The organism is Caulobacter sp. DWR2-3-1b2 (assembly GCF_049896345.1).
GTDB lineage: Bacteria > Pseudomonadota > Alphaproteobacteria > Caulobacterales > Caulobacteraceae > Caulobacter.
Genome location: NZ_JAFCUC010000002.1, coordinates 69,744 through 84,997 on the forward strand (window position 1 = coordinate 69,744; position 15,254 = coordinate 84,997).

Genomic DNA, 15,254 nt, shown 5'->3' on the forward strand with positions numbered 1-15,254 from the left:
CTTTGCCAAGGTCGCGCGTTGCTAAACCACCAGCCAATAGAGGGCCTGCGCGATGATCACCTTCAACGTCGTCAAAGAGAGGCACGGATGGGCCATCCGGCTGGGTGAGGGCATGTCGACGCCATTCTGGTCAAGGGATTTGGCCGTTCGAGAGGCGAACTGCATCGCCGATGCGATCGGCCGTCACGGCGAGCGTACTGAGGTGGTCGTCGAACCCTCAGATCACCATGAGCGGGCGCGGGGTTGAGTTAGCCCGCCCACAAAGAGCGCACCGCCGCGGTTGCTGGGTAGGACTGTGGCGCACCAATGACTCCCCGCCCGGTAGAGGGCCTGCAACATCATGCGTTACGAGACAAATGCTCCCTCGCGCGAGCGCCGACTGCGCCACGGGTCGGATTTGATCGCCCCGCTCCACGGCTTGCTCGCTAGCGCTCGACAGAGACCACCCTGGGACGACGGAGCCCCCATCCGCGCCGAACTTTTCAGCGTCGATCGGCTTGAGGAGCACGCGAGAAGCCTGGCGTCCGCGCAGGCCGTGACGCCTCGCGAGGTGAAGGGCGCTTCGCTCGCGAAGCGGCTCGCCGACAACGAGGTTGTGCTCCTGTCAGCCTACCGTGACGTCTCTGACGCAATCGACGCGGGCGCAGCCATCACGCCCGCAGCCGAATGGTTGATCGACAATTTCCATGTCGTCGAAAAGCAGATTCGTGAAGTCCGGGGCGATCTGCCGCCGGGCTATTATCGGCAGCTGCCCAAACTTGCAGGGGGGCCCTTGGCGGGGTACCCGCGGGTCTTCGGGGTGGCCTGGGCGTTCGTGGCCCATACCGACAGTCTCTTCGATCCCGAAATCCTGCGTCGCTACCTCCGCGCCTACCAAGAAGTTCAGCCGCTGACCATCGGCGAGCTTTGGGCCGTCGCCATCACGCTCCGGATCGTTCTTGTCGAAAACCTCAGACGGATCGCCAAGCGAGTCATGGACAGCCGCGCCGGTCGCCGGAGCGCCGACATACTGGCTGACCGACTACTGGGCGCCAGGGGCCGTGAACCTGAACCGGCCGCGGCTGTCCTTCAGTCGCATCCCAAAATGACCTTCCCCGACGCCTTTCTGGTGCAACTGGTCCAGCGGCTCCGCGATCAGGATCCTAGCATCTCACCGGCGTTAGACTGGCTCGAAGAACAACTTCGACGAGCGGGAACGACCGCTGACGCCGTCGTCCGCGATGAGCACCAGAGGCAAGTGTCCGGCAGTGTCACAGTGCGAAACATCATCACCAGCATGCGTCTGATCTCTGACGTGGATTGGACGGAGCTGTTCGAGCGCGTCAGCCTGGTCGATGAAGTGTTTGAGGCCGGAAGCCCCTTTGGCGACATGGATTTCCCGACACGAAATCTCTACCGCAGCGCCGTCGAGCACCTCGCACGCAGCTCCGATCTCACCGAACTTGAAGTCGCGCATCGGGCCGTGGCGGCTGCGTCACGAGCGCTAAAGACCGACCAAGATGCGAGCGACGCTCGGATGGCCGACCCGGGCTACTATCTGATCGCTGGAGGCCGGGCCGGGTTCGAAGCGGCGATCGGCTTTCGACCGCCTGCCCAGGCCTGGCCGGGACAGTTCTATCGCACGTTGGGGATCGGAGGCTATGTCGCCGCGGGCGCCGCGGTCGCAGCCAGTCTCTTGGCCATTCCTCTAGCCATCGCGGCTGCAAGCGGCCTCGGCGCGACCTCGCTACTTGTGCTTGGGATTCTGGGACTGATCCCGGCGGTGGACGTCGCCGTCGCCATCGTGAACCACGTGGTGACCCAAGGATTTCGGGCCACCCTGCTGCCGGCGATGGCGTTACGTGGCGGGATCAGCGCGGATCTCCGCACGCTGGTGGCAGTGCCCACTCTCCTGACTTCGCTCTCGGAGGTCGGGGAATTGGTCGCCCGCCTGGAGGTTCACTACCTGGCGAGCCCCCCGGGGGACCTCCACTTTGCGCTGCTGTCGGACTGGTCCGACGCGACGAGCGAGCACGTAGGGGGCGACGAAGAACTATTGGCCGCAGCCAAGGAAGGCATCGACCGTCTGAATCGACGGTACGGGCCAGCTGCGGGCGGAGAGCGCTTCCTGCTGCTGCACCGGCGGCGGGTCTGGAATAAGGGCGAAGGACGCTGGATCGGTTGGGAGCGTAAGCGCGGAAAACTTTGTGAACTCAATAGGCTTCTTCGCGGTGCTTCGAACACGACATTTCTCTCGCCGCCTGTTGTGCCATCAAGTGTCCGTTTCGTCATCACCCTCGACTCAGACACACGCCTCCCGCGCGAGACCGTCGGTCGACTCATCGGCAAGATGGCCCATCCTCTCAATCGACCGCGCTTCGACGCTGAGCTAGGCCGGGTCGTCGAGGGCTACGCCGTGCTGCAGCCGCGGGTGACGCCGGCGCTTCCGGTCGGGCGCGAGGGCTCGCTGTTCCTTCGTATCTTCTCCGGCGCTTCCGGCATTGATCCTTACGCGGCCGCCGTGTCCGACGTGTACCAAGACCTGTTCGGCGAAGGGTCTTACACGGGTAAGGGCATCTACGATGTAGACGCCTTCGAGGCGGCGCTTGCAGGCCGTGTCCCCGAATCCAGCCTCCTCAGCCACGACTTGTTCGAGGGGATTTTCGCCCGCGCTGGACTCGCCTCGGACGTGGAAGTCGTGGAGGAGTTTCCTGCCCGTTATGAGGTCGCCGCCCAGCGTCACCATCGCTGGGTCCGGGGGGACTGGCAACTTCTGCCATGGATCGTTGGGCGCGGGCCGAAGGGGGCCTCCCATCGGCCGCGACGCGGCGTTCCCGCTATCGGGCGCTGGAAGATGCTCGACAATGTCCGACGTTCGCTCTCTGCGCCCTCGATCGTCATCGCGCTTATCGCCGGTTGGGCCCTTCCCATCCACGCCGCCGCGACCTGGACGATCTTCATCCTGTCGACGATGGCCCTGCCGCCCCTAATCCCGGTGATAATCGGGCTCGTCCCGCGTCGGCCCGGCGTGGCGCTTCGCAGCAATCTCCGCGCCCTGGACGCGGAGATTCGTGTCGCGCTTATCCAGGTCGGCCTGATGATCGTCTTTCTCGCGGACCAAGCCTGGCTGATGGGAGACGCCATCGCCCGCACCCTGATCCGCCTCGCGCTGACCCGCCGCCACCTGCTCGAATGGGTACCGGCGGCCCAGGCGGCGTCGGGTTCTAGCTTGGGGGTGCGCGGCTCCTACAAGCGGATGGGCGGCGCGGTGCTAACCGGCGCCGCAGCCATCAGCGTGGCGTGGATTTGGGGCCACGGCACTTGGCCCCTGGCCTTGGCGTTTGCGCTCGCCTGGTTCGCCTCCCCGGCGGTGGCGTTTTGGGCGAGCCTCTCGCCTCGGGTATTGGGCCGGCGTCCGTTGGCCGAGGCGGACGCCCGGTCCTTGCGATTGATCGCCAGACGGACATGGCGCTTCTTCGAGGACTTCGTCACGCCCGCCGAAAATGCCTTGCCGCCAGACAACTTCCAGGAGTCGCCGGAGCCTGTGGTGGCCCACAGGACCTCACCAACCAATATCGGCCTTTACCTGTTGTCGGTCGCTAGCGCGCGGGACTTCGCCTGGATCGGAACCGTCGAGGCCGTAGATCGGCTGGAAGCGACCCTGGCCACCATGGCTCGCATGGCTAAGCATCGCGGTCACCTTTACAATTGGTATGATACGCGTGACTTGCGTCCGCTCGATCCGCAGTACGTATCCTCGGTCGATAGCGGAAATCTGGCCGGACATCTGATCGCTTTGGCCAACGCCTGCGGTCAATGGCGAGGGGACACGTTGCCAGAACAGCGGCGGTTCCAAGGTGTCGCCGACGCTCTAGATTTGGTCCGGGACGAGGCACGTCGATTGCGCGATCTGCGCGATCTGCGCAAATCGCAAGACGTGTCGTGGCGGAGGCTAGGCGAAGAGATCGAACGTCTCGCGGGCGGTCTGCTTGAAGCAACCGCGCTCGGCGGCACGGTTGAAGGGCGTGTTGAGAAATTCTCGGAGCAGGCTGCGATCCTGGGGGACGCGGTTCGTGAAATTGTCCTTGAAGAACACGACGACGCTGGCGCGGATCTGCAGTTCTGGGCGGACGCCGTAGGCGCCTGCATTGAAAGTCATGGGCGTGATCGCCGGGCGCCTTTGGCCGCTCCGCTTGTAGCAAGACTTCAGGCGCTTGAAGATGCCGCGCGGTCGATGGCGATGGCGATGGAATTTGGCTTTCTGATCGACCCCGACCGCCTTCTGCTATCGATTGGGTATCTGCCGTCCGAGGGCGCGCTAGATCCGAGCTGTTACGACCTCCTTGCTTCTGAGGCTCGGCTGGCAAGCTTCATGGCGATCGCTAAGGGCGACGCGCCCGCCCGCCACTGGTTTCGCCTGGGCCGCGCTGTGACGCCGGTGGCCAATGGCGCGGCGCTGATCTCGTGGTCCGGATCGATGTTCGAGTACCTGATGCCGTCCATCGTCATGCGGGCGCCGGCGGACAGCCTTGTGGAACAGACCAATCGGCTCGTCGTCCGCCGTCAGATTGACTACGCGGCGACACGGGGGACCCCGTGGGGCGTATCGGAATCTGCCTACAATGCGCGCGACCTCGACTTGACCTATCAGTATTCCAACTTCGGCGTGCCTGGCCTCGGCCTAAAACGCGGGCTCGCCGACAACGCCGTCGTTGCGCCTTACGCCACCGCCCTTGCTTGCATGATCGATCCTCAGGCGGCAGCGCGCAACTTCGAGCGCCTCGAAGCTCTCGGCGCGCGCGGTCGCTATGGATTCGTCGAAGCGCTGGACTTTACCCCGGCCCGGATCCCGGACGGCGGGACTGTCGCCTTAGTGAGCGCTTTCATGGCGCACCACCAGGGTATGACGATCACTGCGATCGCCGATACCCTGCTGGATGGCTTGATGCGCAGCCGCTTCCACGCAGAGCGCATGGTGCAGGCGACGGAGCTCCTTCTGCAGGAGCGGGCGCCTCGCGAGGTTACCGCGACGCCGCCGTTGGTTTCCGAGACCACCTCTGAAGCGAAGGTCCGCGAGATTGAAGGGCCTGCTGCTTGGCGCAACACCAGCCCGCATAGCGCCACCCCCGCCACGCAGTTGCTGTCAAACGGCCGCTACGCGGTCATGCTGACGGCCGCGGGATCTGGCTACAGCGCCTGGGGGGATCTAATGGTGACCCGCTGGCGAGAGGACGCCACCAGCGATGACTGGGGCTCGTACGTCTTTCTGAAAGACGTCGCCAACGGGGACGTCTGGACGGCGGCGTACCAGTCGATCGGGAGCGAGCCGGAGGCTTACGAGGTCACGTTCAACGAAGATCGGGCCGAGTTTGCCCGCCGAGACGGGGCATTCGCGACCAATCTCCAGGTGCTTGTCTCTGCGGAAGACGACGCAGAGGTGCGCCGCGTGACGATCTCAAACCTCAGCGATAGCGCCCGCGAAGTCGAGGTCACATCCTACGCCGAACTGGTTCTGGCGCCCCAGGCCTCTGACGTGGCGCACCCGGCCTTCTCCAAGCTGTTCATCGAGACCGAGCACCTCGCCGGACTGGGCGCCATTCTCGCTACGCGGCGGCAGCGGTCGCCGACGGAGCCTCAGGTCTGGGCAGCGCACTTGGCGGTTGTCGATGGCGAGGCCGTGGGCAAACGTGAGTTTGAGACAGACCGAGCGCGATTCCTCGGTCGTGGCGGCAGCATTCGTGCGCCCGGCGCTGTCATGAGCGGCCGGCCGCTTTCAGGCGCCACCGGCGCGGTGCTCGATCCAATCTTCGCACTGCGCCGGCGTGTACGGATTGCGCCCGGGGCGACAGCTCGCATTGATTTCTGGACGATGGTCGCCTCGTCCCGCGAAGCGGCGCTAGATCTGGTCGACAAGCACCATGACTTGGGCGCGTTCCAGCGCACGGCGGTTCTGGCCTGGACCCAGGCCCAAGTGCAATTACACCACCTTGGCATCAATCGAAACGAAGCGGGCCAGTACCAGCGTCTTGCCGGTCACATGCTCTACGCCGCGCCGATGCTGCGTCCGCCATCTCAGACCATCGGCAGCGGGAGTGGCGGTCAGCCGGGTCTGTGGTCTCTGGGGATTTCCGGCGACTTGCCGATCATTTTAGTCCGGATCGATGACGTCCATCAGCTGGGTCTCGTGAAGGAGGCGCTTCAGGCCGTCGAGTATTGGCGGATGAAGCAACTCGCGGTCGATCTAGTGATCCTCAACGAGCGCGCTTCATCCTATGTACAAGAACTGCAGATCGCGCTTGAGACCTTGGTGAGAGCGAGCCAGTCCCGGCCACAGATCGGCGACAAGCGGCCACCCGGGCATACCTTCATGCTTCGGTCGGACCTTGTTCCGCCCGAGGCCCGAGCCCTCCTTGGGTCTGTCGCGCGGGTCGTACTGGTAGGCGACCGCGGGCGGCTGGTCGATCAACTCGAGCGAGCTTCAGACGCCGGGCTTGCGAGACGCGTCCCTCCAAGGCGTCCTCTCGCCACCTCCCAGCTTCAAGTGTCGCGTCCGGCGCCGGGAGTGGAATTTTTCAACGGACTTGGTGGCTTCGCCGAAGACGGCCGAGAATATGTGACGATCCTGGGGCCAGGCCAGTCAACGCCCGCCCCCTGGATCAACGTAATCGCCAATCCAGGCTTCGGCTTCCAGGTGTCGGCGGAGGGTGGCGGCTACGCCTGGTCGGTGAACAGCCGCGAACATCAGCTAACGCCCTGGTCGAATGACCCGGTGACCGACCGACCTGGTCAGGCCTTCTATCTGAGAGACGAGGATAGCGGAGATCTGTGGAGCCCCACAGCGCTGCCGATCAGGGATGAAGCGGCGACCTATGTTGCGCGCCATGGCTGGGGGTATAGCCGGTTTGAGCATACCTCTCACGGGATCGCCGCCGAGCTGCTGGAGTACGTGCCGCTCGCCGACCCGCTGAAAATCTCCCGGCTGAAACTGCGCAACCTCACTGGCCGCGCAAGGCGCCTCTCGGTGACAGCGTATGTCGAGTGGGTGCTCGGACCTTCACGGGCGGCAGCGGCGGCCTTCGTGACAACGCGGGTCGATGCCGAGAGCGGGGCGGTGCTTGCGAACAATCCGTGGAACCCGGCGTTTGGCGAACGGGTCGCCTTCGCCGATCTCGCGGGACGCCAGACGGCCTGGACGGGTGACCGACGAGAGTTTATCGGCCGAAATGGAACGCTGGCTTGGCCTGCGGTCCTGGCCAACGGCACTTTGCTTTCGGGGCGGGTCGGCTCTGGCCTCGACCCCTGTGCCGCGCTACAGACCACGGTCGAGATTGCGCCGAACGGAGTCGTCGAGATCGATTTCTTCCTCGGCGACGCTCTGGACGAGACCGAGGCGCGGTCACTGATCGCCCGCTACCGCGGGACCGATCTGGACACCGTGCTCTCCGACGTCCGGGCCTTCTGGGACGATATCGTCGGCACGGTTCAGGTGAAGACCCCCGACCGGTCGATGGACATTATGCTCAATGGCTGGCTGACCTATCAGACCCTTGCCTGCCGGGTCTGGGCCCGGTCGGGGTTCTACCAGGCCAGCGGGGCCTACGGCTTCCGCGACCAGTTGCAGGACTGCATGGCCCTGGCCACGGTGCGGCCATCGATGACCCGTGAGCACCTGCTGAGAGCCGCGAGCCGGCAGTTCGGGGAGGGCGATGTCCAACACTGGTGGTTGCCTCATTCCGGCCAAGGCGTGCGGACGCGGATCTCGGACGATCGGGCCTGGCTCGCCTATGCAGCGGCGCACTACATCAAGGTGACTGGTGACGCCGCCATACTGGATGAAGTGCGACCCTTCCTGACTGGTCCGATGCTTGAGCCGGGCGAGGGCGACAGCTTCTTTCTGCCGACCGTAAGTGATGAACTCGGCAGCCTCTACGAACATTGCGCTCGCGCCTTGGACGCCAGTCTGGCGGTCGGCCGCCACGGACTGCCGCTGATCGGCGGCGGCGATTGGAACGACGGCATGAACCGCGTCGGGGAGGGCGGAAAGGGTGAGAGCGTCTGGCTCGGCTGGCTATTGTACGCCGCGCTGGGCGACTTCGCAGACGTCGCTGTGATCCGCGGTGACAAGGCGCGAGTCGCGAAGTGGCGGGCGCACACCAAGGCGCTGAGCGACGCCCTTGAACGCGAGGCCTGGGATGGCCACTGGTATCGGCGAGGCTGGTTCGACGATGGCTCCCCGCTCGGCTCGGCGACCAGCGAGGAGTGCCGCATCGACTCCATCGCCCAGTCGTGGGCGGTCCTGTCCGGCGCTGCGCGGCCGGACCGCGCGGCCCAGGCGATGGAAGCCGTTGATCGCGAATTGATTCTGCCAAACGACAGACTGGCCTTGCTGTTCACGCCGCCGTTCGATCATTCGGCGCCCGACCCCGGCTATATCAAGGGCTATCCGCCGGGCCTGCGCGAGAACGGCGGGCAGTACACCCACGCCGCCCTATGGTCCGTGATGGCTTTCGCGGGCCTGGGGGAGGGCGACAAGGCCGCCGCCCTCTTCGGGCTGCTTAACCCGATCAACCACGCTCGTACACGCACCGACATGCATCGCTATAAGGTCGAGCCCTATGTGGTCGCGGCCGATGTCTACGCCGCACCAGGCCACGTGGGGCGGGGCGGCTGGACTTGGTACACGGGCTCGGCCGGCTGGATGCAGCGCGCTGGCGTCGAGAGCATCCTTGGGCTTCGGATTGAAGGCGGCCTGCTACGGCTCGACCCCTGTATCCCAGGGTCCTGGCCTGGCTTCAATATGACATTACGTCATGGTGCGTCACACTACGAAATCACGGTCGAAAACCCGCAGGGCGTGCAGCGGGGGGTCGCGGTCGCCGAATTCGATGGCGTGGCGATCGCGGCGAGGCCGGTGTCAGTCCCCCTGGATGACGACGGCGCCGTTCATCGCCTCGTCGTCCGGCTCGGGTGATCGATCAGGGCTGCAAGGCGAGACCGTGGACCTCATCAATCCGATGGCGGCCCGGGGCCCTGAGTGGTGACGGGCAGGCCAATTCGATCCGCATCAGAGGCCGCAGGTGCGGGACGCGGGAGCCAAAGGAGATAGAAGCTGATGTTAGGCGATGTCGATCCAGGGCTCACCTCATATGTGGACGACCCCCTCCTCGCAAGTTGATAGGCAGTCGTTTGGATTAGATCTGTAGGGTCCCGGAATGAGGTGGCGCGGGTTGATCTTGAAGATTGACGGGCCTTTCGTCCAGGCCTCGCAGATCACCTGGTAGGGTGTTCGCCATCGCAGGACTTCAGGTGCTTGGCGAAGTTGTAGGCGGTGACGAAGACCACGACATGGACCTTGAGGCTTTCCAGGTCGTCGTAGTGGTAAATCTTCACCGTGGCGTCCTTGATGGTGCGGTTTATCCGCTCGGCTTGGACGTTGGTCCACGGATAGTAGGGCTTGGTCAGCCTATGCTCGATACCGGTTTCGATGCAGACGCGGCCGAAGATGTGACCGCCGGCGGAGCCATGGCCTTGGCTATCGCGATATGTGGGCAGGTCGGCGAAGGCCATGCCGTCGTCGGTAAGCACGATATGGATCTTGTAGGGGAAGGCCTCCACGACGTTCCTGAGGAAGGCTGAGCCTGCCATCTTGCCGGCTTTGTCGTGGAACTCGACGTAGGTGAACTTCGAGACCCGGTCGATGGCCAGGAACATGATCGGCTTGCCGTCGGCATGGCGCAGCTCGCAGCTGTCGATGTGGACATAGCCGATCTCGTAGGTCTTGAACCGCTTGCGCTTGTCCTTGGTCTCTTCGACCGGCAGCCGGGAGATGCAGTGGCGCTGCAGGCAGCGGTGCAGAGCGCTGGGGCTGAGGTTGGGAATGGTGTCCCTCAGGCAGCCGAGCACGTCGTCCAGCGGCAGCAGCGTCTTCTGCCGGCAGGCCACCACGATGGCTTCCTCGGCCGGCGTCAGAACCGGCTTTTGGGAACCTTCGGCCCCATAGGCGCATCGGCCGTCGTCGTGCGCTGGCGCCACTTGCGTACCGTCTTGGGGTTCACGCCGTAGCGGGCGGCAAGGGTCCGGCTACTCTCTTGCGACGCTTGGAACTCGGCTCGAACACGCGGTGTCGTGCGGGCGCCGCCGTGAAGAACGCTTGCCATAGGCCATCCTCCTCCTGACGAGACAGGACCGATGATGCACCATCAGATTCCGGGACTACACACCTATTACCAGCTTCCCCGATTGCCTGATTCAGGATTCAGCGTTGGGGATGGTTCCCAAGGCTGCTGTGGTCCGGTTGCGTCCGGAAGGTCGTGTTGTTCTGGAGGCTCGGGTTCGGGCCCCGACGTCGCAGCAGCGTGACGTGCTTCGGGCACGGATAGTGTTGCTGGCTGACGAAGGGCGCTCGACGCGTTCGATCGCCAAGGCGGTGGCGGTGATGCCGCGCACGGTGAGCCTTTGGCGCGGTCGCTGTGCGCGCGAGGGGCTTGCGGGACTGGCGGAAAGGCCGCGCCGCGGGCCGCCGGCCAAGTACGACGCCCATACCGGACGGCGGGTTCTGGCGGGTTTGGATCGGCCGCCGCCGGCGGGGTTCGCCCGCTGGACGGGGCCGCTGATCGCCGCCGCGTTGGGGGATGTGCATGCCCAGCACGTCTGGCGGGTGCTGCGCGCGCAAAAGCTCGACCTGGCGGCCAGCAAGTCCTGGTGCGGGAGCCGCGATCCGGATTTCGTGGCCAAGGCCGCAGACGTGGTCGGGCTCCACATGGAGCCGCCCGAAAATGCGGTGGTGATCTGTGTTGACGACAAGCCGTCGATTCAGGCCCTGAAATTGCCCAACGGCCGGGCGCTCAGCGGCCATAGCCACGACGACAAGCGCCACGGCACAGTGAGGTGGCGCCGGTTCTCCGCACGGTTTGGCGGCTTGGCCAAGGTTGGTTCGGGTTCAGATCACGCCGCCAGTTTGGGCTCGAGGTTGGCCCTATCCGGGGCGAGCCCCGGATAGGGCGGCGCCTGGATTTGGCCACAGGCCTCGTCGGGGGTGGCCCCGGCAAGAGCCGAGTGGGGCCGGTTGGTGTTGTCGTAGCCGATCCACTTGGTCAGGCCGGCCCGCGTCTCCGATCCGGTCTCGAAGGCATGGATTTAGGCGCACTCATATTTGAGGCTGCGCCAGAGCCGCTCGATGAATACATTGTCCATCCAGCGGCCGCGGCCGTCCATGGAGACCCGCACGCCGGCGTCCTTCAGCACGTCGACGAAGCGGGGCGAGGTAAACGGGCTGCCCTGGTCGGTGTGGAAGATTTCTGGCGGCCCAGGTACAGGAAGCCCCGCCGCATCGGGATGTACGTAATGTCGGCGCACCAGACCTGATTGGGCTTGTCGATGGTCAGCCCGCGCAGCAGGTACTTGCAGGCCCGGTGCTCCGGGTGCGGGATCGTCGTACGCGGCTTCTGATAGATCGGCGCCAGGCCCATCCTGGCCATCAGCCTGCGCACCCGCATCCGGCCGACCCTGTAGCCTTGGCGGCGGAGATGGCGGGCCATCTGGCGCGAGCCGTACCAGGGCGTCTCCAGGAACGCCTCGTCGATCAGCCGCATCAGCGCCAGGTTCAGCGGGGTCTCGCCCGGCGGCTGGTAATAGAAGGCCGAGCGGCTGATCGACACCAGGGCGCACTGGCGCTGGATCGAGATCTTCGGGTCGTTGGGGTCGATCATCGATCGCCTCCCCTCGGTCGCCTCGGCCTTGCCCGACAACACCCCGGAAAGCCCCTCGATGGCCTGTTTGCGCCACGCTGCGATCATCGTCTGGTGGACGCCGTGCTTTGTCGCTCGCCAACTGCGACAGGGTCAGCTCCCCCTTCAACGCCTCCAGCGCCACCTTGGCCTTGAAATCAGCCGCGTATCGCTTCCGCTTCCCAGTCATAAAGTCCGCCCTTCATCGAGGTCAAACCTACCTTGGCCAACTGTCCGAATTTCCGGCGCCGCCACATTGGTCAACAGCGACCACGCCGAGGCCGGCGATTATGTGGCGATCACAGTGACCGACACGGGCCTCGGCATGCCGCCCGACGTGCTGCAGAAGGTTTTCGACCCCTTCTACACGACCAAGCCTCTGGGGGAGGGCTCCGGCCTGGGGCTGTCGATGATCTATGGCTTCATCCAGCAGTCCAGGGGCCACGTTGTCATTGACAGCAAAGAGGGACGGGGCACCACCATCCAGCTTTTCCTTCCACGTCATCAAGGTCCCGTGGAGCCGACGGCTCCGATCGACGAGGCCTTCGCACCGGCCGGCGCCGGCGAAATCGTTCTCGTTATCGAGGATGGCGCCGCTGTGCGCCTGCTGGTGATGCAGGTGCTGGAGGAGCTTGGCTATCGGGGCGTCGAGACCGCAGATGGTCGCCAGGCTGTGCCTATCCTTGAATCCTCGATGCATATCGACCTGCTGATCAGCGACGTGGGCCTGCTGGGCCTGAACGGGCGACAGCTGGCCGAGATCGCCCGCGAGAGCCGGCCGCAACTTCCGATCCTGTTCATGACGGGCTACACCAGGCAGGCCGCCGACCAGGCGGCTTTCCTCGACGGCGGCATGGAGATCATCAGCAAGCCGTTCGCCATCGAACAGCTTGGTCGTCGCATCGGTGAAATCCTGCGGCGCAACATCTCCTGAGGTCCACGACCGGATCCCGATGCGGCGAATTCCAAGCGGGAAATTGGCGCCTCAGCCGAACGATAAATTCAGGAACCTTGTCGGGTTGAAAAGTCTTTCTCTCCCACCTCTGGGAGATCCAAGACATGCTGAAATCAATGACGGGCCTTGCGCTGGCCGCGATACTGCTGGCCGCTTGCGGCCAGAAAAATGCCGACCATGAAAAGGTCGAGGGTCCCGCCGTCTCCACAGCTGAAGCGCCGACCAACGCCGCTGTCGACACGGCGCCGACGACCGGTGAAACAGGTCCCACGCCGGGCGCCAGCTCCTACACCGCCGACCAGGCACGGGCCGCGATTGAGAAGGCTGGATACACCGAACTTGGTCCGTTGAACCAGAACGCCAACGGCGTCTGGCAAGGCAACGCGACCAAGGACGGCAAGCAGGTCAGCGTTTCGATCGACTACAAGGGCGCGATCACCACGCTCTAGCTCTGACTAACCGCACCACAATCCATAAAAACCATAAAAATCTCGGGAAAAAGCCATGAGCAAGACGATTACCCGGCTGTTCGACAGCCATACCCAAGCCCTTGACGCGGTTTCCGACCTGGAAGCCCGCGGCATTGATCACGACAAGATCAGCCTGGTCTCCAACAACACCGATAAATGGCACGACGGCCACGCGCACGCCGGCGGGGCGCCCGGCGCTGACGGCCCGCTTGGCGATCGTAATGGCGACGGCGAGAACGATGTCGCCGACGGTGCTGGCAAGGGCGCGGCCACGGGCGGCGTCATCGGCGGCGGCGCGGGCCTGCTGGCCGGTCTTGGCATGCTGGCCATTCCGGGCCTGGGTCCAGTCGTGGCTGCGGGCTGGTTGGCGGCCACCGCCGTCGGCGCCGTGGTCGGCGCCATGGCTGGCGGCGCGACCGGTGGCCTGCTGGGCGCGCTGAAGGAAGCGGGTCACAGCGACGAAGAGGCCAATGTCTATGCCGAGGGGGTGCGCCGCGGCGGCGCCTTGGTCAGCGTCAAGGCGCACGACGACGAGATCGCGACCGTCGAGACCATCCTCAATGAGCGCCGTGGTGTCGACGCAACTAGCCGTGGTGGAGCCTATCGCGACACGGGCTGGACCGGCTTTGACTCGGCCGCAACACCCTATAGCGCCGACCAGATCGGTCGGGAGCGCACCTTGTACGGCGAAGATCGGGCTTTCAACTCGAATGATGAAGTCGCCGTCACGGACGACGAGTTGAGCCGCAGCGATCGTCCGGCCGCGCCGCCGACCACACGGTCCTACTGATCAGGCGCCGCATCCCCGGTTCGCCGGGGGTGCGGTCGTATCAGACCCAGAGGCCGTAACGAATCGTGATGCGACTCTATGCTGCACTGCAGCATTGTCTTGCTGGGCTCGTTAGCGGCCCGGGCGGACACACCGATGCAAGGCCTTGGCGAAACCACCGCGATGCTGGCGCGCCTGCGCCGTTCGATGCCCGGTTTGTTGAATCCTGCCGTTACCTCGCTGGACGGAATGGTGGACACTGAGACCTTCGGTGAGAACCCCGGTGCGCTACGCATGCTATCCTACTCGCCACCCGGCCTACCCCCGGGCGCGCCCTTGGTGGTCGTGCTCCATGGCTGCACCCAGAACGGTCAGGGTTACGCGCGCGACGCTGGCTGGATCACCTTAGCCGATCGCCTGGGCTTTTCCGTGCTGGCCCCCGAACAGCGGGCCGCCAACAATCCCAATCGTTGCTTCAACTGGTTTGAGCCAGGAGACACTCGGCGCGGCCAGGGCGAGGCCGCCTCGATCGCCGCCATGGTGACTACCGCGCTGGCGGCGTGCGAAGGCGATCCTCGCCAAGTGTTCGTCACCGGCCTGTCAGCGGGCGGAGCGATGAGCGCGGTGATGCTCTCCGCATACCCCGAGATGTTCGCGGGCGCGGCGATCATCGCCGGATTGCCCTATGGCGTGGCGCGCGGCGTTCCCGACGCGCTGCGGGTGATGGGCCAGGGAGACGGGCGCTCGGGCGCGGCCCTGGGCGGTCTGGTGGCCCGCAAGACAGGGGCGACCCTCAGGCTGTCGATCTGGCACGGCGACGCTGACTATACCGTCAATCGGGCCAATGCCGAAAATCTTGCCGATCAGTGGACAGCGGCGACGGCGCTGGACGGCGGGTCGGCGACGATCGAGCGACTGAAGGGCAGGACCCGTTCGGTCTGGCGGGGCGAGACTGGCGGTTCGGTGGTCGAACTCAACATCGTCCACGGCCTGGGTCACGGTACGCCGCTCGCGACCAAGGAAGCGGACGGGATTGGCCGTCCGGCGCCCTACATGCTGGAGGCGGGCATCTCTTCGACGCAGGAGATCGCGCGATTCTGGGGCTTGGGCGCCGGTGTGGCGCGTCGGGCTGAGGCGGGGCAATCCCCCGTGCGGCCGGAAGAGCAAGACGCCGCCGCCGAGGAGGCTCCCGTGCAGAAGTTGGGCCAGGACGCCGGTCCCGCGCGACCTTCGGGTGAGGCGGCGCAGGTGCTGGACGCGGTATCGGCCCACGTGCCAGCCGATGTGCGCGCGGTCATTGCCAAGGCGTTGCGCGCCGCCGGACTCATGACCTGATCGGCTGCGGCGCAGCAGGC

6 protein-coding genes and 3 pseudogenes are annotated in these 15,254 nt (G+C 65.2%); 7 read left to right on the top strand and 2 right to left on the bottom strand.

The features are described from left to right. Window positions 1-52 precede the first annotated feature (52 nt). Window positions 53-247, top strand: a complete 195-nt coding sequence (locus ACP694_RS06685) for a hypothetical protein (RefSeq protein ID WP_426011358.1) — start codon at window positions 53-55, stop codon at window positions 245-247. 93 nt (window positions 248-340) lie between these two features. Continuing rightward, entirely contained in the window at window positions 341-8,950 is an 8,610-nt protein-coding gene (locus tag ACP694_RS06690; protein WP_426011359.1) for a GH36-type glycosyl hydrolase domain-containing protein, read from the top strand. A 171-nt stretch (window positions 8,951-9,121) separates the two neighbouring features. Here ACP694_RS06690 and ACP694_RS06695 read toward each other — a convergent pair. Continuing rightward, window positions 9,122-10,136 (bottom strand): annotated as a pseudogene (locus ACP694_RS06695) (IS481 family transposase). A 110-nt stretch (window positions 10,137-10,246) separates the two neighbouring features. On the opposite strand from ACP694_RS06695, the pseudogene ACP694_RS06700 reads away from it, so the two are divergent. Then, a pseudogene (locus tag ACP694_RS06700) lies at window positions 10,247-10,861 on the top strand (IS630 family transposase); the annotation flags it as partial. A 62-nt stretch (window positions 10,862-10,923) separates the two neighbouring features. Here the strand turns inward: ACP694_RS06700 and ACP694_RS06705 are convergent. Beyond that, a pseudogene (locus tag ACP694_RS06705) lies at window positions 10,924-11,895 on the bottom strand (integrase core domain-containing protein). Window positions 11,896-11,961: 66 nt separating this feature from the next. Between ACP694_RS06705 and ACP694_RS06710 the strand changes: the two are divergent. The 4 genes from ACP694_RS06710 to ACP694_RS06725 all read left to right on the top strand — a co-directional run bounded on the left by ACP694_RS06710 (window position 11,962) and on the right by ACP694_RS06725 (window position 15,234). After that, on the top strand, window positions 11,962-12,639 hold the full coding sequence (locus ACP694_RS06710; RefSeq protein WP_426011360.1) for an ATP-binding protein: 678 nt from the start codon (window positions 11,962-11,964) through the stop codon (window positions 12,637-12,639). A gap of 125 nt (window positions 12,640-12,764) precedes the next feature. After that, complete coding sequence (locus ACP694_RS06715; protein WP_426011361.1) at window positions 12,765-13,109, top strand: hypothetical protein; 345 nt, start codon at window positions 12,765-12,767, stop codon at window positions 13,107-13,109. A gap of 55 nt (window positions 13,110-13,164) precedes the next feature. After that, the gene (locus ACP694_RS06720) at window positions 13,165-13,920 is read left to right on the top strand and encodes a hypothetical protein (RefSeq protein ID WP_426011362.1); all 756 of its coding nucleotides are present in this window, start codon (window positions 13,165-13,167) and stop codon (window positions 13,918-13,920) included. A 135-nt stretch (window positions 13,921-14,055) separates the two neighbouring features. After that, the gene (locus ACP694_RS06725; RefSeq protein WP_426011363.1) at window positions 14,056-15,234 is read left to right on the top strand and encodes an extracellular catalytic domain type 1 short-chain-length polyhydroxyalkanoate depolymerase; all 1,179 of its coding nucleotides are present in this window, start codon (window positions 14,056-14,058) and stop codon (window positions 15,232-15,234) included. The last annotated feature ends 20 nt before the right edge of the window (window positions 15,235-15,254 follow it).